General features: G+C 69.6%; 20 protein-coding genes. All 20 read left to right on the top strand.

The window, feature by feature from the left end:
* Positions 1-76 precede the first annotated feature (76 nt).
* The 20 genes from IF09_RS0113620 to atpD all read left to right on the top strand — a co-directional run bounded on the left by IF09_RS0113620 (position 77) and on the right by atpD (position 21,991).
* A complete protein-coding gene (locus tag IF09_RS0113620) occupies positions 77-1,366 on the top strand; it encodes a homoserine dehydrogenase (RefSeq protein ID WP_051832425.1) in 1,290 nt (429 codons plus the stop codon).
* Between the two features lie 6 nt (positions 1,367-1,372).
* Positions 1,373-2,443, top strand: a complete 1,071-nt coding sequence (gene thrC / locus IF09_RS0113615; protein ID WP_030295301.1) for a threonine synthase — start codon at positions 1,373-1,375, stop codon at positions 2,441-2,443.
* Positions 2,444-2,763: 320 nt separating this feature from the next.
* Positions 2,764-3,690 (top strand): homoserine kinase, encoded by a 927-nt coding sequence (gene thrB / locus IF09_RS0113610; RefSeq protein ID WP_030295292.1) that lies wholly within the window; start codon positions 2,764-2,766, stop codon positions 3,688-3,690.
* A 422-nt stretch (positions 3,691-4,112) separates the two neighbouring features.
* The gene (gene rho, locus IF09_RS0113605) at positions 4,113-6,209 is read left to right on the top strand and encodes a transcription termination factor Rho (protein WP_030295291.1); all 2,097 of its coding nucleotides are present in this window, start codon (positions 4,113-4,115) and stop codon (positions 6,207-6,209) included.
* Positions 6,210-6,560: 351 nt separating this feature from the next.
* Positions 6,561-7,667: an LCP family protein gene (locus IF09_RS0113600; protein ID WP_030295289.1), complete on the top strand. Its 1,107-nt coding sequence runs from the start codon at positions 6,561-6,563 to the stop codon at positions 7,665-7,667.
* Between the two features lie 183 nt (positions 7,668-7,850).
* Entirely contained in the window at positions 7,851-8,069 is a 219-nt protein-coding gene (rpmE, locus tag IF09_RS0113595) for a 50S ribosomal protein L31 (protein WP_030153765.1), read from the top strand.
* A gap of 111 nt (positions 8,070-8,180) precedes the next feature.
* A complete protein-coding gene (gene prfA, locus IF09_RS0113590; RefSeq protein ID WP_030295287.1) occupies positions 8,181-9,260 on the top strand; it encodes a peptide chain release factor 1 in 1,080 nt (359 codons plus the stop codon).
* Between the two features lie 77 nt (positions 9,261-9,337).
* Positions 9,338-10,183 carry a peptide chain release factor N(5)-glutamine methyltransferase gene (prmC, locus tag IF09_RS0113585; RefSeq protein WP_030295285.1) on the top strand — a complete coding sequence of 282 codons (846 nt, stop codon included), beginning with the start codon at positions 9,338-9,340 and terminating at the stop codon, positions 10,181-10,183.
* A 49-nt stretch (positions 10,184-10,232) separates the two neighbouring features.
* Complete coding sequence (locus IF09_RS0113580) at positions 10,233-10,880, top strand: L-threonylcarbamoyladenylate synthase (RefSeq protein ID WP_030153769.1); 648 nt, start codon at positions 10,233-10,235, stop codon at positions 10,878-10,880.
* Positions 10,877-11,566 (top strand): low molecular weight phosphatase family protein, encoded by a 690-nt coding sequence (locus IF09_RS0113575; protein ID WP_030295282.1) that lies wholly within the window; start codon positions 10,877-10,879, stop codon positions 11,564-11,566. Before IF09_RS0113580 ends, IF09_RS0113575 begins: the two co-directional genes overlap by 4 nt.
* A 184-nt stretch (positions 11,567-11,750) precedes the next feature.
* On the top strand, positions 11,751-12,980 hold the full coding sequence (gene glyA / locus IF09_RS0113570) for a serine hydroxymethyltransferase (RefSeq protein WP_030295281.1): 1,230 nt from the start codon (positions 11,751-11,753) through the stop codon (positions 12,978-12,980).
* A gap of 104 nt (positions 12,981-13,084) precedes the next feature.
* The gene (locus IF09_RS0113565) at positions 13,085-14,419 is read left to right on the top strand and encodes an MraY family glycosyltransferase (RefSeq protein WP_199827952.1); all 1,335 of its coding nucleotides are present in this window, start codon (positions 13,085-13,087) and stop codon (positions 14,417-14,419) included.
* A gap of 273 nt (positions 14,420-14,692) precedes the next feature.
* Positions 14,693-15,130, top strand: a complete 438-nt coding sequence (locus IF09_RS0113560) for a hypothetical protein (RefSeq protein WP_030295278.1) — start codon at positions 14,693-14,695, stop codon at positions 15,128-15,130.
* 225 nt (positions 15,131-15,355) lie between these two features.
* The gene (gene atpB, locus IF09_RS0113555; RefSeq protein ID WP_030295276.1) at positions 15,356-16,180 is read left to right on the top strand and encodes a F0F1 ATP synthase subunit A; all 825 of its coding nucleotides are present in this window, start codon (positions 15,356-15,358) and stop codon (positions 16,178-16,180) included.
* Positions 16,181-16,256: 76 nt separating this feature from the next.
* A complete protein-coding gene (locus tag IF09_RS0113550; RefSeq protein ID WP_030295275.1) occupies positions 16,257-16,493 on the top strand; it encodes an ATP synthase subunit C in 237 nt (78 codons plus the stop codon).
* 41 nt (positions 16,494-16,534) lie between these two features.
* Positions 16,535-17,074, top strand: a complete 540-nt coding sequence (locus IF09_RS0113545) for a F0F1 ATP synthase subunit B (protein WP_030295274.1) — start codon at positions 16,535-16,537, stop codon at positions 17,072-17,074.
* A complete protein-coding gene (locus tag IF09_RS0113540) occupies positions 17,071-17,886 on the top strand; it encodes a F0F1 ATP synthase subunit delta (protein ID WP_030295272.1) in 816 nt (271 codons plus the stop codon). The genes IF09_RS0113545 and IF09_RS0113540 overlap by 4 nt, the downstream gene beginning before the upstream one ends.
* Before the next feature lie 129 nt (positions 17,887-18,015).
* Complete coding sequence (atpA, locus tag IF09_RS0113535; protein ID WP_030295270.1) at positions 18,016-19,611, top strand: F0F1 ATP synthase subunit alpha; 1,596 nt, start codon at positions 18,016-18,018, stop codon at positions 19,609-19,611.
* A 20-nt stretch (positions 19,612-19,631) separates the two neighbouring features.
* Complete coding sequence (locus IF09_RS0113530) at positions 19,632-20,549, top strand: F0F1 ATP synthase subunit gamma (RefSeq protein ID WP_030295269.1); 918 nt, start codon at positions 19,632-19,634, stop codon at positions 20,547-20,549.
* Positions 20,549-21,991 carry a F0F1 ATP synthase subunit beta gene (gene atpD, locus IF09_RS0113525; protein ID WP_030295268.1) on the top strand — a complete coding sequence of 481 codons (1,443 nt, stop codon included), beginning with the start codon at positions 20,549-20,551 and terminating at the stop codon, positions 21,989-21,991. The genes IF09_RS0113530 and atpD overlap by 1 nt, the downstream gene beginning before the upstream one ends.
* Positions 21,992-21,996 lie beyond the last annotated feature (5 nt).

Below are 21,996 nucleotides of genomic sequence, written 5' to 3'. Positions count from 1 at the left end.
GTGAGACTGGTTCAGACCTGGCGCGCAATACCGCGCGCCGGGTGGTGATGGAAGATCGAAAGGCGTAGGTCGAATGATGCGTACGCGTCCGCTGAAGGTGGCGCTGCTGGGCTGTGGAGTGGTCGGCTCAGAGGTGGCGCGCATCATGACGACGCACGCCGACGACCTGACGGCCAGGATCGGCGCGCCCGTCGAGATCGCCGGCGTGGCCGTGCGCCGCCCCTCCAAGGTGCGCGAGGGCATCGACTCGGCGCTGGTCACCACCGATGCGACAGCCCTCCTCAAACGCGGCGACATCGACGTCGCCATCGAGGTCATCGGCGGCATCGAGCCCGCCCGCACCCTCATCACCACCGCCTTCGAGCACGGCATCTCCGTCGTCTCGGCGAACAAGGCGCTGCTCGCCCAGGACGGCGCCGCCCTGCACGCCGCGGCCGAGCAGCACGGGCTGGACCTGTACTACGAGGCCGCCGTCGCGGGCGCCATCCCGCTGGTCCGCCCGATGCGGGAGTCCCTCGCGGGCGACAAGATCAACCGCGTGATGGGCATCGTCAACGGCACGACGAACTTCATCCTCGACAAGATGGACTCCACGGGCGCCGGGTACCAGGAGGCGCTCGACGAGGCCACCGCCCTCGGGTACGCCGAGGCCGACCCGACCGCCGACGTCGAGGGCTACGACGCCGCCGCCAAGGCCGCGATCCTGGCCGGCATCGCTTTCCACACCCGGGTCCGTCTCGACGACGTCTACCGCGAGGGAATGACCGAGGTCAGCGCCGCGGACTTCGCCTCCGCCAAGCGCATGGGCTGCACCATCAAGCTCCTCGCGATCCTGGAGCGCGCGGCGGACGGGCAGTCCGTGACCGCTCGGGTGCACCCGGCGATGATCCCGCTCAGCCACCCGCTGGCCTCCGTGCGCGAGGCGTACAACGCCGTCTTCGTCGAGGCGGAGGCCGCCGGGCGGCTCATGTTCTACGGGCCCGGCGCGGGCGGTTCTCCGACCGCCTCGGCGGTCCTGGGCGACCTCGTCGCCGTCTGCCGCAACAAGCTCGCCGAGGCAACGGGGCCCGGCGAGTCGGCGTACACCCAGCTGCCGGTCAGCCCCATGGGCGACGTCGTCACGCGGTACCACATCAGCCTCGATGTGGCCGACAAGCCGGGCGTCCTCGCCCAGGTGGCGACGACGTTCGCGGAGCACGGTGTCTCGATCGACACCGTCCGCCAGAAGGGAAAGGACGGCGAGGCCTCCCTCGTCGTCGTCACCCACCGCGCACCCGACGCCGCCCTCTCCGGGACCGTCGAGGCGCTGCGGAAGCTGGACACCGTGCGCGGTGTCGCCAGCATCATGCGTGTTGAAGGGGAGTAAGGACCCATGAGCAGCAATCGCACCCACCAGTGGCGCGGCATCATCGAGGAGTACCGGGACCGCCTGCCGGTGACGGACACGACTCCCGTGGTCACACTCCGCGAGGGCGGCACTCCCCTCGTCCCCGCGCAGGTGCTCTCCGAGCGCACCGGCTGCGAGGTGCACCTGAAGGTCGAGGGCGCGAACCCCACGGGGTCCTTCAAGGACCGCGGCATGACCATGGCCATCAGCAAGGCCAAGGAGGAGGGCGCCAAGGCCGTCATCTGCGCCTCCACGGGCAACACCTCGGCCTCCGCCGCCGCGTACGCGGTGCGCGCCGGGATGGTCTCGGCCGTCCTCGTGCCCCGCGGCAAGATCGCGCTCGGCAAGATGGGCCAGGCCCTCGTGCACGGCGCCAAGATCCTCCAGGTGGACGGCAACTTCGACGACTGCCTGGACCTGGCCCGCGCGCTGTCCGACAACTACCCGGTCGCGCTGGTCAATTCCGTCAACCCCGTGCGCATCGAGGGCCAGAAGACCGCCGCGTTCGAGATCGTCGACGCGCTCGGCGACGCCCCCGACATCCATGTGCTGCCCGTCGGCAACGCCGGCAACATCACCGCGTACTGGAAGGGCTTCAAGGAGTACAAAGCCGACGGGCTGGCCTCCCGTACGCCCCGCGTGTGGGGTTTCCAGGCCTCCGGTTCCGCACCGATCGTGCGCGGCGAGGTCGTCAAGGAGCCGCACACCATCGCGACCGCGATCCGCATCGGCAACCCGGCCTCGTGGGACTTCGCGCTCGCCGCGCGCGACGAGTCGGGCGGCTTCATCGACGAGGTGACGGACCGCCAGATCCTGGCCGCCTATCGCCTGTTGGCCGCGCAGGAGGGCGTCTTCGTCGAGCCCGCCTCGGCCGCGTCCGTGGCCGGCCTGCTCAAGGCCGCCGAGCTGGGCCTGGTCGACCCCGGCCAGAAGATCGTATGCACCGTCACCGGAAACGGACTCAAGGACCCCGACTGGGCCGTCGCCGGCGCCCCGCAGCCGGTCACCGTCCCGGTCGACGCCGAAGCGGCGGCCGTCCGCCTCGGCCTGGTCTGACCCGGTCCGACCACCCGTGGCTGCACCCTGAGTTGCCGGGTTCCGGAACGCCTCCGCAATCCGGCAACTCAGGTCGTACGGCACAAAAGTCAACGGCGTCCAGCGCAATCCACCGGAAGACACCGACACGCATCGTGCGCCTCCTGTGCGCCCTATGTCGCGAGAGAACCTTCCTTCGATACGCTGTACTTACATCCGCCACCGCGCATATGACCGTGGTGCTGCCCAGCGGGCCTTCGGGTGTCGTACGTTCTCCAGTACATTCGCAGCGAGCCAGCGAAGATCTCGTCTCGCACAGTCACAAGGAGTGTCATCGGACGATGGCCGGTCCAGCGTTCCGCGCCGCCGCCGTACGGGTGCGCGTCCCCGCCAGCAGTGCCAACCTCGGCCCGGGCTTCGACGCCCTCGGCCTGGCCCTGGGGCTCTACGACGACGTGGTCGTCCGGGTGGCCGACTCCGGCCTGAACATCGACATCGCGGGCGAGGGCGCCGACACCCTCCCGCGGGACGAGAGCCACCTGCTCGTACGCTCCATGCGCACCGCCTTCGACCTGCTGGGCGGCCAGCCGCGCGGCCTCGAGGTCGTCTGCGCCAACCGCATCCCGCACGGCCGCGGCCTCGGGTCCTCCTCGGCCGCCATCTGCGCCGGCATCGTCGCCGCCCGCGCCGTGACCATAGGCGGAGAGGCCAAGCTCGACGACGCGGCCCTGCTCGAACTCGCCACCGAGATCGAGGGCCACCCCGACAACGTCGCCGCCTGTCTCCTCGGCGGTTTCACCCTCGCCTGGATGGACGGCGGCAGCGCCAAGGCGATCCGTATGGAGCCCGCCGATTCCATCGTTCCGGTGGTCTTCGTCCCCTCCAAGCCGGTCCTGACGGAGACCGCGCGCGGCCTGCTGCCGCGCAACGTCCCGCACGTGGATGCGGCCGTCAACGCAGGTCGTGCAGCCCTGCTCGTCGAAGCCCTGACCAGGCGTCCCGAGTTGCTGCTGCCGGCCACCGAAGACCGGCTCCACCAGGAGTACCGGTCCCCGGCGATGCCCGAGAGCGTGGCACTCGTCAACCGGCTGCGGGCGGACGGCATCCCCGCGGTCATCTCCGGCGCGGGCCCCACGGTCCTCGCGCTGGTCGACAACGGCGCGGCCGACAAGGTCGCGCAGCTCGCGGGCGAGGGATGGGCGGCGAACCGGCTCGCCCTCGACGCCGCGGGCGCGAGCGTACTTCCGCTGGGCACCCAGGGCGGCTAGGCCGTACGGGCATACCCGCCAGGGGCGGGCGGTCAGGGCAGGCCGCCCGCGCGGAAGGCGCGATTGCCGGTGATTGAGAGGGGGAATATCTGTTGGATCCGGTAGTGTTACTCTCAAGTGTGCAGCCGAAGCCGCCATGGCTCGGTGCTCAGTGTCCCCATTCGGGACCACCTTTCTTCCGGGAGCCTCCCCGACTGCTTTGATCGCTTCCAGCAGTTTCGAGCACGCTCCGGAATCGGCGTGACATTCCCACGCTTCCAGCTCGGGGGCTTCTCGCCGGAACCACCCATGCACGTTCTCTCCGCCGTATCTCTCTCGGCGGACCACCGCCCCGGCACGGTCTACACCTAGGACCGTTGTCGGACAGCACAACCGGTCGCCGAGCCAGACAGGCCGACGTCCGCTCCAGGGAAGGACCCTTCGTGAGCGACACCACCGATCTGATGGGCGCTGCCGACACCAATGTCGACACCAGTGCCCCCGCCGCGGGCGCCGCGGCGACCACTGCCGGACGGCGGCGCCGCTCCGGCACCGGCCTCGAGGGCATGGTCCTGGCCGAGCTGCAGCAGGTCGCGTCGGGCCTCGGTATCAGGGGCACCGCGCGGATGCGCAAGAGCCAGCTGATCGAGGTCATCAAGGAGGCGCAGGCGGGCAGTGGTGCCCCCAAGGCCGCGGCTCCCGCGGCCGACGCCGCCGAGGCCAAGCCGAAGCGCCGCGCCACCAGCAAGGCCCGTACGGGTGAGGCCGCCGCCGAGGCGCCCGCCGAGAAGCCTGCCGCGCAGGCGCAGATCGAGATCCCGGGCCAGCCTGCCAGCGACGACGCGCCGGTCGGCGAGCGCCGCCGCCGTCGGGCCACGGCCCCCTCCGGCAGCCCGGAGACCGCGGCTCCCGCCGCCGTGCAGGTCGAGGCGAAGACCGAGACCGCCACCACCACCGCGCCCGCCGAGGTCAAGGCCGAGGCCGCGACCGCCGTCTCCGCGCCCGCCCAGGAGGGCGAGGGCCGCGGCCGGCGCGACCGCCGCGACCGCGGGGACCGCGGGGACCGTGCCGAGCGCGGGGACGGCCGGCGCGACCGCCGTGACCGCGGTGCCAAGGCCGACGAGCCGGGCCAGGGCGCCCAGGGCCAGGGCCAGGGCGGCCAGGGTCAGGGCGGCCAGGGCGGCGGCCGTGCGGACCGTCAGGACCGCCAGCAGCAGGGCGGCCGTCAGGACCGTCAGCAGCAGGGCCGTCAGGACCGTCAGGGCCCCCAGGACAACGGCCCGCAGGACGACTTCGACGACGAAGGCGGTCGTCGTGGCCGTCGCGGCCGCTACCGCGACCGCCGGGGCCGTCGTGGCCGCGACGAGTTCGCGCCGAACGAGCCGCAGGTCGCCGACGACGACGTCCTGATCCCCGTCGCGGGCATCCTGGACATCCTCGACAACTACGCGTTCATCCGGACCTCGGGCTACCTGCCCGGCCCCAACGACGTGTACGTCTCCCTCGCCCAGGTCCGCAAGGCGGGTCTGCGCAAGGGCGACCACACCACCGGTGCCGTGCGCCAGCCCAAGGACGGCGAGCGCCGCGAGAAGTTCAACGCCCTCGTGCGTCTGGACTCCGTGAACGGCATGGCGCCCGAATCCGGCCGCGGCCGACCGGAGTTCCAGAAGCTGACCCCGCTGTACCCCCAGGACCGGCTCCGTCTGGAGACCGACCCGGGCGTGCTGACGACCCGCATCATCGACCTCGTGTCGCCGATCGGAAAGGGCCAGCGAGGCCTGATCGTGGCCCCGCCGAAGACCGGCAAGACCATGATCATGCAGGCGATCGCCAACGCGATCACCACGAACAACCCCGAGTGCCACCTGATGGTCGTCCTGGTCGACGAGCGTCCGGAAGAGGTCACCGACATGCAGCGGTCGGTCAAGGGCGAGGTCATCTCCTCGACCTTCGACCGCCCCGCCGAGGACCACACCACCGTCGCCGAGCTGGCCATCGAGCGCGCCAAGCGCCTCGTCGAGCTGGGTCACGACGTGGTCGTCCTGCTGGACTCCATCACCCGTCTGGGCCGCGCGTACAACCTCGCGGCGCCCGCCTCCGGCCGCATCCTGTCCGGTGGTGTCGACTCGACCGCGCTGTACCCGCCGAAGCGCTTCTTCGGTGCCGCGCGCAACATCGAGGACGGCGGCTCGCTGACCATCCTGGCCACCGCGCTGGTCGACACCGGCTCGCGCATGGACGAGGTGATCTTCGAGGAGTTCAAGGGCACCGGCAACATGGAGCTCAAGCTCGACCGGAAGCTCGCCGACAAGCGCATCTTCCCGGCCGTCGACGTCGACCCGTCGGGCACCCGCAAGGAGGAGATCCTCCTCAACAGCGAGGAGCTCGCCATCGTCTGGAAGCTGCGCCGGGTGCTGCACGCGCTCGACTCGCAGCAGGCCATCGAGCTCCTGCTCGACAAGATGAAGCAGACGAAGTCGAACGCCGAGTTCCTGATGCAGATCGCCAAGACGACCCCGTCCGGCAAGAACGACGACTGACCGTCGCCGCACCGCATCACCGAGGCCGCCCCCACCGCACACGCGGTGGGGGCGGTCCCGTGTTTTCGGCGGTTTTCAGGCGCTTTCTCGTGTTTTCCTCAGGTGCGAGCTTCGCCACACTCGCGGTTTTCGTGAACCTCGCAGCCGCGCCGTGCGTCCCCCCGGGAAACCGCAGGTGGGAGCGGCGCGGCGGCGCGCTCCTCCCGCCCCGGCCACCACAGCGCACCTGGCTCGGGGCCTACGCCCGCCGTGGAACCCTGGACGGCGTTCGGCCGTCTGTGTCAGGGGGCGGTGCGGGGAAGCCACTGGGCCGGACATGCGGCCGGAAACGCATTCAGGACTGAGGAGAGCATGAGCGAGGACAGCAGGGGCAGCGGCCGGCGCGCCGCGGGCCGACGCCGACGGAAACCCTCGAAGCGGCGCAAGGCCCTCGTCATCGCCGCGTGGAGCGCCGCCGGCGTGGTCCTCCTGGGCGGGGCGGGTCTCGGCTGGTTCTACTTCCACCTGAACGGGAACCTGAAGACGGTCGACATCGACCAGGCACTCGGCACCGACCGCCCGCAGAACGTGGACAACGGCTCGATGGACATCCTCGTCCTCGGCTCCGACTCCCGCGGCGGCGCGAATTCCGAGTACGGCCAGGACGACGGCGGCTCGGCCCGCTCCGACACGGCGATGATCGTCCACCTGAACGAGGGCCACAAGCAGGCCACCGTCGTCTCGATCCCGCGCGACACCATGGTCAACCGGCCGCCGTGCACGCTGGGCAACGGCAAGACCGACCGCGGCAGCTCGCGCTCGCAGTTCAACGAGTCGTTCACCATCGGCGGGGCCGCCTGCGCGGTCAAGACCGTCGAGAAGATGTCGGGGATCCGCATGGACCACTACATCGAGGTCGACTTCACCGGCTTCAAGAAGATCATCGACAACCTCGGCGGCGTCCAGCTCACCACCACCAAGCCCATCAAGGACGGCTCGAGCCACCTCGACCTCCCCGCCGGCCCCAACAAGCTGAACGGCGAGCAGGCCCTGGGCCTCGTACGGACCCGCAAGAGCGTCGGCGACGGCAGCGACCTGGGCCGAATACAACTCCAGCAGGCGTTCATGAAGGCCCTGATCAAGCAGGTCAGGGGCATCGGCATCTTCGACAACCCGAAGCGCCTGCTCGACCTCGCCGACACCGGCACCAAGGCGCTCACCACCGACAAGTCGCTCGGCGACGTGAAGTCCCTCATGGGCTTCGCCCAGAGCCTCCAGGGCATCGACGCCCAGGACATGAAGATGATCACGCTGCCGGTGGGTCCGGACGCCCGCGACGCCGACCGGGTCGCCCCGCTGGCCAAGGAGTGCCAGCTGGTCTGGAGCGCCCTCCTGGCCGACCAGCCGGTCCCCGCCGAGGCCACTGCGAACTCGATGGGTGACAAGGGAACGGCCGGCGCGATCGTCCAGCAGCCGTAAAAAGCCTGCTCAGGGACGTTCTGCAAGACCCCGGAATAGATGCCGCCCCCGCCCCGTTGAGGGAGGCGTCCTCAGAATTTTGACAGGCAGCCCGGTCCTGGCAGACTGGTCTGTCGGCCCCGGTTCACGCAGTGCGCAATTCGGCTCCTGCGACCCGGCGCCCTCCCGAATCTAGGAGACACCTTGAAGCGCGATGTTCACCCCGAGTACGTCGAGACCCAGGTCAGCTGCACCTGTGGCGCGTCGTTCACCACCCGTAGCACCCTGACCGAGGGCACCATCCGTGCCGAGGTCTGCTCCGAGTGCCACCCGTTCTACACGGGCAAGCAGAAGATCCTCGACACCGGTGGCCGTGTCGCCCGCTTCGAGGCCCGCTTCGGCAAGGCTGCCGGCTCGAAGTAGCGAGCCCCCGGCGCCGGACCCCGGCTGCACCCTGTCCACACGGGGGCAGCCGGACCGGCGCCTTTGTCGTCCCGCAGCCCTTTTTCGTACTTTTCACCCCAGGAGCCCCCGATGTTCGAGGCGGTCGAGGAACTGGTCGGCGAGCACGCCGACCTTGAGAAGAAGCTCGCCGACCCTTCGGTCCACTCGGATCAGGCCAACGCGCGCAAGCTCAACAAGCGCTATGCGGAGCTGACCCCGATCGTCGCGACCTTCCGTGCCTGGAAGCAGTCCGCCGAGGACATCGAGACGGCGAAGGAGTTCGCGGCCGACGACCCGGATTTCGCGGCCGAGGCGAAGGTACTGAGCGCGCAGCGCGAGGAGCTCACCGAGAAGCTCCGCCTGCTGCTCGTCCCGCGCGACCCCAGCGACGACAAGGACGTGCTCCTGGAGATCAAGGCGGGCGCGGGCGGCGACGAGTCCGCCCTGTTCGCCGGCGACCTGCTGCGCATGTACCTGCGCTACGCCGAGCGCGTGGGCTGGAAGACCGAGATCATCGACTCCACCGAGTCCGAGCTCGGCGGTTACAAGGACGTCCAGGTCTCCGTCCGCACCAAGGGCGGCAACGGTGCCACCGAGCCCGGCCAGGGCGTCTGGGCCCGTATGAAGTACGAGGGCGGCGTGCACCGCGTCCAGCGTGTTCCGGCCACCGAGTCGCAGGGCCGCATCCACACCTCCGCCGCCGGCGTGCTCGTCACCCCGGAGGCCGAGGAGGTCGAGGTCGAGATCAACCCGAACGACCTCCGCATCGACGTGTACCGCTCGTCGGGACCCGGCGGCCAGTCCGTCAACACCACCGACTCGGCCGTCCGCATCACGCACATCCCCACCGGTGTGGTCGCCTCCTGCCAGAACGAGAAGAGCCAGCTCCAGAACAAGGAGCAGGCGATGCGCATCCTCCGGTCGCGCCTGCTGGCCGCGGCCCAGGAGGCCGCCGAGCAGGAGGCCTCCGACGTGCGCCGCAGCCAGGTGCGCTCGGTGGACCGCTCCGAGAAGATCCGGACGTACAACTTCCCGGAAAACCGGATCTCGGACCACCGGACCGGGTTCAAGGCGTACAACTTGGACCAGGTGCTCGACGGCGACCTCGATTCGATGATCCAGGCCTGCGTCGACGCGGACTCGGCCGCCAAGCTGGCGTCCGCGCACTGACCCCCGCCCGACCTGCTCGACCTCGCCGACACCGGCACCCGCTCCACCCCCGTACGACAGCAGCCCGGAGGACCAGCGTGAACTTGCTGCTTGCCGAGGTGGCCCAGGCCACCCAGCGGCTGGCCGCCGCCGGCGTGCCCTCACCGCGCTTCGACGCGGAGGAGCTCGCGGCCTTCGTGCACGGCGTCAAGCGGGGGGAACTGCACCACGTCAAGGACGCGGACTTCGACGCCCGCTACTGGGAGGCCGTCGCCCGCCGCGAGGCGCGCGAGCCGCTCCAGCACATCACCGGCCGCGCCTTCTTCCGGTACCTGGAGCTCCAGGTCGGGCCCGGGGTCTTCGTGCCCCGGCCCGAGACCGAGTCGGTCGTGGACTGGGCCATACACGCCGTCCGGGCGATGGACGTCGTCGAGCCGATGATCGTGGACCTGTGCACCGGGTCCGGCGCCATCGCACTGGCCATGGCGCAGGAGGTGCCGCGCTCGCGCGTGCACGCGGTCGAGCTGTCCGAGGACGCCCTGCGGTGGACCCGCAAGAACGCCGAGGGCTCCCGGGTCACCGTCCACCAGGGCGACGCGCTGAGCGCGCTGCCCGAGCTGGACGGGCAGGTCGACCTGGTGATCTCCAACCCGCCGTACATCCCGCTCACCGAGTGGGAGTACGTGGCCCCCGAGGCCCGCGACCACGATCCGGAGATGGCCCTCTTCTCCGGAGAGGACGGCCTCGACACCATCCGCGGCATCGAGCGCACCGCGCACCGGCTGCTGCGGCCCGGCGGCATCGTCGTCATCGAGCACGCCGACACCCAGGGCGGCCAGGTCCCGTGGATCTTCGCGGAGGAGCGCGGCTGGGCCGACGCCGCCGACCACCCCGACCTGAACAACCGCCCCCGCTTCGCCACCGCCCGCAAGGCCCTGCCGTGACGGGCGCGACCCACCCCTCCACCCCCCTGCTGCACGAGGAGTCCCGCTGATGGCCCGGCGATACGACTGCAACGACGCGACGGACCGCAAGACGGGTCTGCGTGAAGCCGCATCCGCCGTGCGCCGCGGCGAGCTTGTCGTGCTGCCCACCGACACCCTGTACGGGATCGGCGCGGACGCCTTCAGCGCGGAGGCCGTCGGCGACCTGCTCGCCGCCAAGGGGCGCGGCCGCAACATGCCGACCCCCGTGCTCATCGGCTCCCCGAACACCCTGCACGGCCTCGTCACGGACTTCTCCGAGCAGGCCTGGGAGCTCGTCGACGCCTTCTGGCCGGGCGCGCTGACGCTGGTCGCCAAGCACCAGCCGTCGCTCGCCTGGGACCTGGGGGAGACCCGCGGCACCGTGGCCGTCCGCATGCCGCTGCACCCCGTCGCCATCGAGCTGCTCACCGAGGTCGGCCCGATGGCCGTGTCCTCGGCGAACCTCACCGGGCACCCGGCGCCGGAGGACTGCGACGCGGCGCGCGAGATGCTGGGCGACTCCGTGTCCGTGTACCTGGACGGCGGTCCGACGCCGGGGATCCAGCCCTCGTCGATCGTCGACGTCACCGGGAAGGTTCCCGTCCTGCTGCGCGAGGGGGCGCTGACCGCCGAGCAGCTGCGGGAGGTCGTACCCGACCTCGAGGTGGCCCCGTGAGCCCTCAGGGGCGTGGCATAGCAAGCGGGCACACCCCCGGCGGCAGCCACGGCTGGGGGGACTCCCACCCGGCGGCAGCCGGAGGGGACACCTTCCGCATCCTCCACGTCAGCACCGGCAACGTGTGCCGCTCGCCCATCACCGAGCGGCTGACCCGGCATGCGCTGGCACACCGGCTGGGGGGCATCCCGGCGAGCGACCTGATCGTGGAGAGCGCGGGGACGTGGGGCCACGAGGGCGCCCCGATGGAGGCGAACGCGGCGGCCGTGCTCGCGGACTTCGGCGCGGACGCCTCCGGGTTCACCGGGCGGGAGCTGCTCGACGAGCACGTCATACGCGCCGACCTCGTGTTGACCGCCACGCGCGACCACCGTGCGCAGGTCATCTCGATGGGGCACTCGGCGGGGCTGCGCACGTTCACGCTGAAGGAGTTCACGCGGCTGGTGCGGGCCATAGATCCGGCCACGCTGCCGCCGCTCGACGACGGCGTCGCGGAGCGGGCCCGTGCGCTGGTACGGGCCGCTGCCGCGCTGCGCGGCTGGCTGCTGGCGCCGTCGCCCGACGCGGATGAGGTGTACGACCCGTACGGGGCGCCGATCACCTTCTTCCGCTCGATCGGCGACGAGATCAACCAGGCCCTGGACCCGGTGGTCACAGCCCTGACGGGCGTCACGGCCCGCCGCTGAGCGCTGCCGCTGCGCGGCGCCTCCCGGCCGCCCCGCCCCTTCTCCGCATTCCGGCTCTGCCCGGACCCGCTCCTCAAACGCCGGCGTGGCCGGATCTCGCCGGCGGCGCCCGAAGGTCCGCAGGGCGGGATCAGGGCCCCGGGCCTAGAGTGGGCCTATCCGGGACCGGCCACTGGGAGTCGCCATGAGCGTCATCACCCCGCCCACGGACCTGCTGCGGCAGCAGGATCCGCAGATGGCCGACGTGCTCGCAGGAGAGGCGCAGCGCCAGGCCGCCACCCTGCAGCTGAGCGCCGCCGAGAACTTCACTTCGCCCGCCGTGCTCGCAGCGCTCGGCTCGGCGCTCGCCAACAAGTACGCCGAGGGGTATCCGGGCCACCGGTACCACGGCGGCTGCGAGTACGCCGACCTCGCCGAAGGACTGGCCGTCGAACGGGCCCGCGCCCTGTTCCGCGTCGAGCACGCCAACGTGCAGCCGCATTCCGGTTCCGCCGCCGTGCTGGCCGCGTACGCCGCGCTGCTGCGGCCCGGGGACACCGTGCTGGCGATGGGGCTCCCGTACGGCGGCCACCTCACCCACGGTTCGCCGGCCAACTTCTCCGGACGCTGGTTCGACTTCGTCGGGTACGGCGTCGACGCCGAGAGCGGCCTCATCGACTACCGCCAGGTGCAGGAGCTGGCGCGCACGCACCGGCCCAAGGCGATCGTCTGCGGGTCGATCTCCTACTCGCGGCACCCGGAGTACTCGGTGTTCCGGGAGATCGCCGACGAGGTCGGGGCCTACCTCATCGCGGACGCCGCCCATCCGATCGGGCTCGTCGCCGGCGGGGCCGCGCCCAGCCCCGTCCCGTACGCCGACATCGTCTGCGCGACGACCCACAAGGTGCTGCGCGGCCCGCGCGGCGGGATGGTCCTGTGCGGCGCCGAGTTCGCCGAGCGGATCGACCGGGCGGTGTTCCCCTTCACCCAGGGCGGCGCCCAGATGCACACCATCGCCGCCAAGGCAGTGGCCTTCGGCGAGGCCGCTGCGCCCGCGTTCACCACGTACGCCCATCGGGTGGTGGCCAATGCCCGGGTGCTGGCCGAAGCGCTCGCGGCCAACGGCTTCGCGGTGACGACGGGCGGCACCGACACCCATCTGATCACCGCCGACCCGGCGCCGCTCGGCGTCGACGGCCCGACCGCCCGCGGCCGGCTCGCCGCCGCCGGGATCGTGCTGGACACCTGCGCCCTGCCGTACGGGGACCAGCGCGGGATCCGGCTCGGCACGGCCGCCGTCACCACCCAGGGGATGCGGGAGCCCGAGATGGCCCGGATCGCCGTCCTGTTCACCGCCGCACTGCGCGCGGAAGGGGCGAACACCCGTGCGGAAGTGACCGAGCTGACGCGTGGATTTCCCCCGTACGGGGCGTAAGGCGGACAAGCGGGGCGTACCGCAACCGGGATACCGCCCCCTCGCGTCCTCGGTGAGGGGTACATCGCAGCTAATGTGTGGGGCTGAGATGGCCGGCGATACATCTGGGGCAGCCCGTGCGTGAATATCTGCTGACGCTTTGCGTCACGGTCGCGGTGACCTACCTGCTCACCGGGCCCGTGCGGAAGTTCGCGATCGCGGCCGGTGCGATGCCGGAGATCCGCGCCCGCGACGTGCACCGCGAGCCCACTCCGCGGCTCGGCGGCATCGCCATGTTCGGCGGACTGTGCGCGGGGCTGCTGGTCGCCGACCACCTGCGCAACCTCAACGGCGTCTTCGAGCTGTCGAACGAACCGCGGGCGCTGCTCTCCGGAGCCGCCCTGATCTGGCTGATCGGCGTGCTCGACGACAAGTTCGAGATCGACGCCCTGATCAAGCTCGGCGCGCAGATGATCGCCGCCGGTGTGATGGTCATGCAGGGTCTGACCATCCTGTGGATCCCCGTCCCGGGCATCGGGACGGTCGCGCTGACCCAGTGGCAGGGCAACCTGCTCACGGTGGCCCTCGTCGTGATCACCATCAACGCGGTGAACTTCGTGGACGGGCTCGACGGCCTGGCCGCCGGCATGGTCTGCATCGCCGCCGCCGCGTTCTTCCTCTACTCGTACCGGATCTGGTTCGGCTACGGCATCGAGGCGGCCGCGCCCGCGACCCTGTTCGCGGCGATCCTGATGGGCATGTGCCTCGGCTTCCTACCGCACAACATGCACCCGGCCCGGATCTTCATGGGCGATTCCGGATCGATGCTCATCGGCCTGGTGCTGGCCGCCGCCGCGATTTCGATCACCGGGCAGGTGGACCCGGACACCATGGCCCTGTTCGCCGGCGGTGAGCGCAACGCGGTGCACGCGATGATCCCGGTCTTCATTCCGCTTCTGCTCCCGCTGACCATCATCGCGATCCCGATGGCGGACCTGATCCTGGCCATCGTGCGGCGTACGTGGAAGGGGCAGTCGCCGTTCGCGGCCGACCGCGGGCACCTGCACCACCGGCTGCTGGAACTCGGGCATTCGCACAGTCGCGCGGTGCTGATCATGTATTTCTGGTCAGGACTGATCGCCTTCGGCGCGGTGGCCTATTCGGTGCATTCCGCCTCGATGTGGATCGTGCTCGCCATCGTCGCGCTGAGCGCGGTGGGCCTGGTCCTGCTGCTCCTGCCGCGCTTCACCCCGCGTGCCCCGCGGTGGGCCGAGGGCCTGGTCCCGCCGCGCTACCGGCACGCGGAGCGCGCCGCCGAGGCGGCCGCGCAGGATGCCTCGGGCCGCGAGCCGGAGCCCGCCAGGCCGGTCAGGGTCGGCGTCTCGGGCGTCAACGGAGCGACCGCGGTAGGCCCCCGTTCGCGCTTCCCCGACCGGCGTAAGGCGGAGTCGACGCGCTGACGGCCACAGCGCATGTCCGACATGGGCGGCCTTTACCACACACAACGACAGCTTGTCGTGCACACACGGGCGGGTTAGCTCTCATGTGTGACAGTCAGCACACTCCGCAGGTAAAGCTCTCATCAAATAGTTTGTGATACCGTTCACTAAACCCGGCGACAGAGCCGAAGGACCGTAGTGCGACGGCCCATCGGCCCGAGGATCCATCTCGGACCGGGCTTACGCTCGTCCCGTACGAGTCCGTGCCCCCACCACCACGCGGAGCAACCCGCCATGCGGTCAGATGACGTCCGATCCCTCCTGCAATGTGCTGTCCCCACAGCTGTCGCCGGCGCTCTTGCCGCCGTCATCAGCGCCGTGGTGGCCGGCGGCAAGGGGGCTCTTGGCGCTGTCATCGCCACTCTGCTGGTGATGCTGTTCATGGGCATCGGATTCGTCGTTCTTCAACGCACCGCGAAATCGCTGCCGCACTTGTTCCAGGCCATGGGGCTGATGCTCTACACGGCCCAGATCCTGTTGCTCTTCGTCTTTCTCGCCGTGTTCAAGAACACGACGCTGTTCAACCCCCGTGCATTCGCGATCACGCTCGTCGCCACCACCCTCGTGTGGATCGGCGCACAGACGCGTGCTCACATGAAGGCCAAGATCCTGTACGTCGAACCGGACTCGACGAAGGGCGACAAGCCCGAAAATTCGGGGCCGAAGTCGTGAGGGGTAGGGCCGGGATAAGCGAGCGTTCGAGATGCTGCTATCGTCCGGTTCCAACTGCGGCATTGCGGGCGCGGGCATCTGAGCTGACGCCTGTTCCATCGCGAGGCTCGATGCCTGATCGCCGCCCCCACACCCGTAACACCAGTCCAGTGCCGAACAGCGGCTGTGCGCCGCGCCGACACAACGAGGTTGCCGTACCTATGCGCCACGCTGAAGGAGCCCGCGGTGAGTGCTGACCTGACGCAGGTGCTCGCTTTCGAGACCGACTGTCACATCTTCGACGGATGTGGCTTCCCCGGCCCGGGCCTGCACTCGTTCCTCTTCGAGCCGCTTTGGGGCGAAGCCGGCACCACCGGTGCGTACTTCAACAAGCCGATGCTGCTGGCCCTCCTGGGCTCGGTGATCATCGTCGCCTTCTTCTGGGCCGCGTTCCGGAAGCCGAAGGTCGTACCGGGCAAGCTCCAGATGGTCGCCGAGGCCGGCTACGACTTCGTGCGCCGCGGCATCGTGTACGAGACGCTGGGCAAGAAGGAGGGCGAGAAGTACGTCCCCTTCATGGTGTCGCTGTTCTTCTTCGTCTGGGTCCTGAACGTCTGGTCGATCGTTCCCGTGGCCCAGTTCCCGGTGACCGCGATCATCGCGTACCCGGCGGCGCTCGCGGCGATCGTCTACTTCATCTGGATGTCGGTGACGTTCAAGCGTCACGGCTTCGTCGGCGGACTCAAGAACCTGACGGGCTACGACAAGTCGCTCGGCGGCGTCCTGCCCCTGGTCATGGTCATCGAGTTCTTCTCGAACGTCCTGGTGCGCCCGTTCACCCACGCGGTCCGACTGTTCGCGAACATGTTCGCCGGTCACACCCTGCTGCTGCTGTTCACCATCGCCAGCTGGTACCTGCTGAACGGGATCGGGATCGCCTACGCGGGCGTCTCTTTCATCATGGTCATCGTGATGACGGCCTTCGAGCTCTTCATCCAGGCTGTCCAGGCCTACGTCTTCGTACTGCTGGCCTGCAGCTTCATCCAGGGCGCACTCGCCGAGCACCACTGAGTCCGGCCCTCCCCCAAACCCCCTGTCGTCCGGTGGCCAACCCCCACCGGTCCGTGAAAGAGAAGGAAGAACTGGCATGTCCCAGATCCTCGCTGCCGCCGAAGGCGTCACCGGCTCCCTCAGCTCCGTTGGTTACGGTCTCGCGGCCATCGGCCCGGGTGTCGGCGTCGGCATCATCTTCGGTAACGGCACGCAGGCTCTCGCCCGTCAGCCCGAGGCTGCCGGTCTGATCCGCGCCAACCAGATCCTCGGCTTCGCCTTCTGTGAGGCGCTCGCCCTCATCGGTCTGGTCATGCCGTTCGTCTACAGCTGACGAACCGCGACCACTAGTCCGATTAGACGAAAGGCACTGATGTGAACCTCCTGGTTCTCGCGGCCGAGACGGAAAACCCGCTCGTCCCGCCGATCCCCGAGCTCGTCATCGGTCTGATCGCCTTCGTCATCGTCTTCGGTTTCCTCGCGAAGAAGCTCCTCCCGAACATCAACAAGGTTCTGGACGAGCGTCGCGAGCAGATCGAGGGCGGTATCGAGAAGGCTGAGGCCGCTCAGACCGAGGCCCAGAGCGTGCTGGAGCAGTACAAGGCCCAGCTCGCCGAAGCCCGGCACGAGGCCGCGCGCCTGCGCCAGGAAGCGCTGGAGCAGGGCACTGCGCTCAAGGAAGAACTGCGCGCAGAGGGCCAGCGGCAGCGTGAGGAGATCATCGCTGCCGGCCACGCCCAGATCGCGGCCGACCGCAAGGCCGCCTCTCAGGCGCTGCGCCAGGACGTGGGCAAGCTCGCCACCGACCTGGCCGGAAAGCTCGTCGGCGAGTCCCTCGAGGACGCCGCCCGCCAGAGCCGCACGATCGACCGCTTCCTCAGCGAGCTCGAGGAGAAGGCCGAGGCGGCCCGATGAACGGAGCGAGCCGCGAGGCGCTGGCCTCCGCGCGCGAGCGTCTCGACGCGCTGACGGACAACACGTCCGTCGACGCGGCGAAGCTCGCCGGTGAGCTGGCCGCCGTTACCGCGCTGCTCGACCGTGAGGTCTCGCTGCGTCGGGTCATCACGGACCCGGCGCAGTCCGGCGAGGCCAAGGCCGAGCTGGTCGGCCGTCTGCTGTCCGGCCAGGTGGGCGGGGAAACCCTCGACCTGGTGTCGGGCATGGCCCGGTCCCGCTGGTCGCAGTCCCGCGACCTGGTGGACGCGCTCGAGGAACTGGCGGCCACCGCCGACCTCACGGCGGCCCAGCAGGCAGGCGCGCTCGACAACGTCGAGGACGAGCTGTTCCGCTTCGGCCGGATCGTCGCCTCGAGCACCGAGCTGCGCGCCGCGCTGACCGACCGGGCGGCCACCGCCGCCGCCAAGAGCACGCTGCTCGGCAGCCTGCTCGGCGGCAAGGCGAACGCCGTCACCGAGCGTCTCGTCACGCGTCTCGTCACGCACCCGCGTGGACGTAGCCTGGAAGCGGGACTCGAGTCCCTCTCCAAGCTCGCCGCCGAGCGCCGTGACCGCATGGTCGCCACCGTGACCACCGCGGTTCCGCTCAGCGACGTGCAGAAGCAGCGTCTCGGCGCGGTGCTGGCCAAGCTGTACGGCCGCCAGATGCACCTGAACCTCGACGTGGACCCCGCGGTCCTCGGCGGGATCACCGTGCGGGTCGGCGACGAGGTCATCGACGGCAGCATCGCGGACCGCCTCGCCGAGGCGTCCCGCCGCATGGCCGGCTGACCGGCCACCAATAGAACAACGCATTTCCAGCGGCCCGGTTGGGCCGTGCAGAACTTGCAGAAGATTCCTGGGGGTCGCCCCCAGACCCCTAAGAAGCTTCAGGCCCAACAAGGAGAGCAGGGAACCCAGATGGCGGAGCTCACGATCCGGCCGGAGGAGATCCGGGACGCACTGGAGAACTTTGTCCAGTCGTACCAGCCGGACGCGGCCTCGCGCGAGGAGGTCGGAACGGTCAGCGTTGCCGGCGACGGCATCGCGAAGGTGGAGGGCCTGCCCTCCGCCATGGCGAACGAGCTGCTGAAGTTCGAGGACGGCACCCTCGGTCTCGCCCTCAACCTCGAGGAGCGCGAGATCGGTGCGATCGTCCTCGGCGAGTTCAGCGGTATCGAGGAGGGCCAGCCGGTGCAGCGCACCGGTGAGGTTCTCTCCGTAGGTGTCGGCGAGGGCTACCTCGGCCGCGTCGTCGACCCGCTCGGCAACCCGATCGACGGCCTCGGCGAGATCGCGACCGAAGGACGCCGCGCCCTCGAGCTGCAGGCCCCGGGCGTCATGGTCCGTAAGTCGGTGCACGAGCCCATGCAGACCGGCTACAAGGCCGTCGACGCGATGGTGCCGATCGGCCGTGGCCAGCGTCAGCTGATCATTGGTGACCGTCAGACCGGCAAGACCGCTCTGGCCGTCGACACGATCATCAACCAGCGCGACAACTGGCGCTCCGGCGACGTGAACAAGCAGGTCCGCTGCATCTACGTCGCCATCGGCCAGAAGGGCTCGACCATCGCGTCCGTTCGCGGCGCCCTGGAAGAGGCCGGCGCGCTCGAGTACACGACGATCGTCGCCGCCCCGGCGTCCGACCCGGCCGGCTTCAAGTACCTGGCGCCGTACACCGGTTCCGCCATCGGCCAGCACTGGATGTACGCCGGCAAGCACGTCCTGATCATCTTCGACGACCTGTCGAAGCAGGCCGACGCCTACCGCGCCGTGTCGCTGCTGCTGCGCCGCCCGCCGGGCCGTGAGGCCTACCCGGGTGACGTCTTCTACCTGCACTCGCGTCTGCTCGAGCGCTGCGCCAAGCTGTCCGACGAGATGGGCGCCGGTTCGATGACCGGTCTGCCGATCGTCGAGACCAAGGCGAACGACGTGTCGGCGTTCATCCCGACCAACGTCATCTCGATCACCGACGGCCAGTGCTTCCTGGAGTCCGACCTGTTCAACGCGGGCCAGCGCCCGGCACTGAACGTCGGTATCTCGGTCTCCCGCGTCGGTGGCTCCGCGCAGCACAAGGCCATGAAGCAGGTTTCCGGCCGTCTGCGCGTGGACCTCGCCCAGTACCGCGAGCTGGAGGCGTTCGCCGCCTTCGGTTCCGACCTGGACGCCGCGTCGAAGGCCTCGCTGGAGCGCGGCAAGCGCATGGTCGAGCTGCTGAAGCAGGGCCAGTACCAGCCGATGCCGGTCGAGGAGCAGGTCGTCTCCGTCTGGGCCGGTACCACCGGCAAGATGGACGACGTCCCGGTCAACGACATCCGTCGCTTCGAGTCGGAGCTGCTGGAGCACCTGCGCCGCGAGCGCAAGGACCTCCTCACCTCCATCGCGGAGGGCGGCAAGATGTCGGACGACACCCTGACGTCGGTCGCGGACGCCATCGCCGGCTTCAAGCGCCAGTTCGAGACCTCGGACGGCAAGCTCCTGGGCGAGGACGCACCGGCCGTCAACGTCTCCAAGTGACGACGGAAGGGACCTGACTCATGGGAGCGCAGCTCCGGGTCTACAAGCGTCGCATCCGTGCCATCACGGCGACCAAGAAGATCACCAAGGCGATGGAGATGATCTCCGCCTCGCGCATCGTCAAGGCGCAGCGCAAGGTGGCGGCATCGATGCCGTACGCGACCGAGCTCACCCGTGCGGTGACCGCGGTGGCGACCGGTTCGAACGCCAAGCACGCCCTGACCACCGAGGTCGAGGCGCCGACCCGCGCCGCGGTCCTGCTCATCACGAGCGACCGCGGTCTGGCCGGCGGCTACTCCTCGAACGCCATCAAGCAGGCCGACCGGCTCACCGAGCGGCTGCGCGCTGAGGGCAAGGAGGTCGACGCCTACATCGTCGGCCGCAAGGGTGTCGCGTACTACGGGTTCCGCGAGCGCAAGGTCGCGGACTCGTGGACCGGCTTCACCGACCGGCCGGAGTACGCCGACGCCAAGCGCGTCGCGGGGCCGCTGATCGAGGCCATCCAGGCGGACACCGCCGAAGGTGGCATCGACGAGCTGCACATCGTCTACACGGAATTCGTGTCGATGATGACGCAGAACGCGGTCGACAGCCGGATGCTGCCGCTCAGCCTCGACAAGGCTGCGGAGGAGACCGGCACGAAGGGCGAGATCCTTCCGCTGTTCGACTTCGAGCCGTCGGCGGAGGACGTCCTCGACGCCCTGCTGCCGCGCTACGTCGAGAGCCGTATCTACAACGCACTGCTGCAGTCGGCTGCTTCCGAGCACGCCGCCCGCCGCCGCGCGATGAAGTCGGCGACCGACAACGCCGGAGACCTCATCAAGAGCCTCTCCCGGCTTGCCAACGCGGCCCGCCAGGCCGAAATCACCCAGGAAATCAGCGAGATCGTCGGTGGCGCGAGCGCCATGGCTGACGCGACCGCGGGGAGTGACAAGTAATGACGACCACTGTTGAGACGGCCGCCGCCACGGGCCGCGTCGCCCGGGTCATCGGCCCGGTCGTCGACGTGGAGTTCCCCGTCGACGCCATGCCCGAGATCTACAACGCCCTCAAGGTCCAGGTCGCAGACCCGGCCGAGGACGGCAAGCTCAAGACCCTGACCCTCGAGGTCGCGCAGCACCTGGGTGACGGCCTCGTCCGTACCATCTCGATGCAGCCGACCGACGGCCTGGTCCGCCAGGCCGCGGTGACCGACACGGGCGAGGGCATCACCGTCCCCGTCGGTGACTTCACCAAGGGCAAGGTCTTCAACACCCTGGGCGAGGTGCTCAACTACCCCGAGGCGAACGCCGAGGTCACCGAGCGCTGGCCCATCCACCGCAAGGCCCCGAGCTTCGACGAGCTCGAGTCCAAGACGGAGATGTTCGAGACCGGCGTCAAGGTCATCGACCTTCTCACCCCGTACGTCAAGGGTGGAAAGATCGGTCTGTTCGGTGGTGCCGGTGTCGGCAAGACCGTTCTGATCCAGGAAATGATCTACCGCGTCGCCAACAACCACGACGGTGTGTCGGTGTTCGCGGGCGTCGGTGAGCGCACCCGTGAGGGCAACGACCTCATCGAGGAAATGGGCGACTCGGGCGTCATCGACAAGACGGCCCTCGTCTTCGGCCAGATGGACGAGCCCCCGGGCACCCGTCTGCGCGTCGCGCTCGCCGGTCTGACCATGGCGGAGTACTTCCGCGATGTGCAGAAGCAGGACGTGCTCTTCTTCATCGACAACATCTTCCGTTACACCCAGGCCGGTTCCGAGGTCTCCACGCTGCTCGGCCGCATGCCGTCCGCGGTGGGTTACCAGCCGAACCTGGCTGACGAGATGGGTCTGCTGCAGGAGCGCATCACCTCGACCCGCGGTCACTCGATCACCTCGATGCAGGCGATCTACGTCCCCGCGGACGACCTGACCGACCCGGCGCCGGCGACCACCTTCGCCCACCTCGACGCGACGACGGTTCTCTCCCGTCCGATCTCCGAGAAGGGCATCTACCCGGCCGTGGACCCGCTGGACTCGACGTCCCGCATCCTCGACCCGCGGTACATCGCGGCGGACCACTACGCGACCGCCATGCGTGTCAAGGGGATCCTCCAGAAGTACAAGGACCTCCAGGACATCATCGCGATCCTCGGTATCGACGAGCTGGGCGAGGAGGACAAGCTCGTTGTCCACCGTGCCCGTCGCGTCGAGCGCTTCCTGTCGCAGAACACCCACGTCGCCAAGCAGTTCACCGGCGTGGACGGTTCGGACGTTCCGCTCGACGAGTCGATCACCGCGTTCAACGCGATCTGCGACGGCGACTACGACCACTTCCCCGAGCAGGCGTTCTTCATGTGCGGTGGCATCGAGGACCTCAAGGCCAACGCCAAGGAGCTGGGCGTCTCCTGAAGCCG

The sequence above is a fragment of the Streptomyces katrae genome (assembly GCF_000717655.1).
GTDB lineage: Bacteria > Actinomycetota > Actinomycetes > Streptomycetales > Streptomycetaceae > Streptomyces > Streptomyces katrae_B.
The sequence above is the reverse complement of the archived record's forward strand: the minus strand, read 5'-3'. Positions and strand labels throughout refer to the sequence as shown.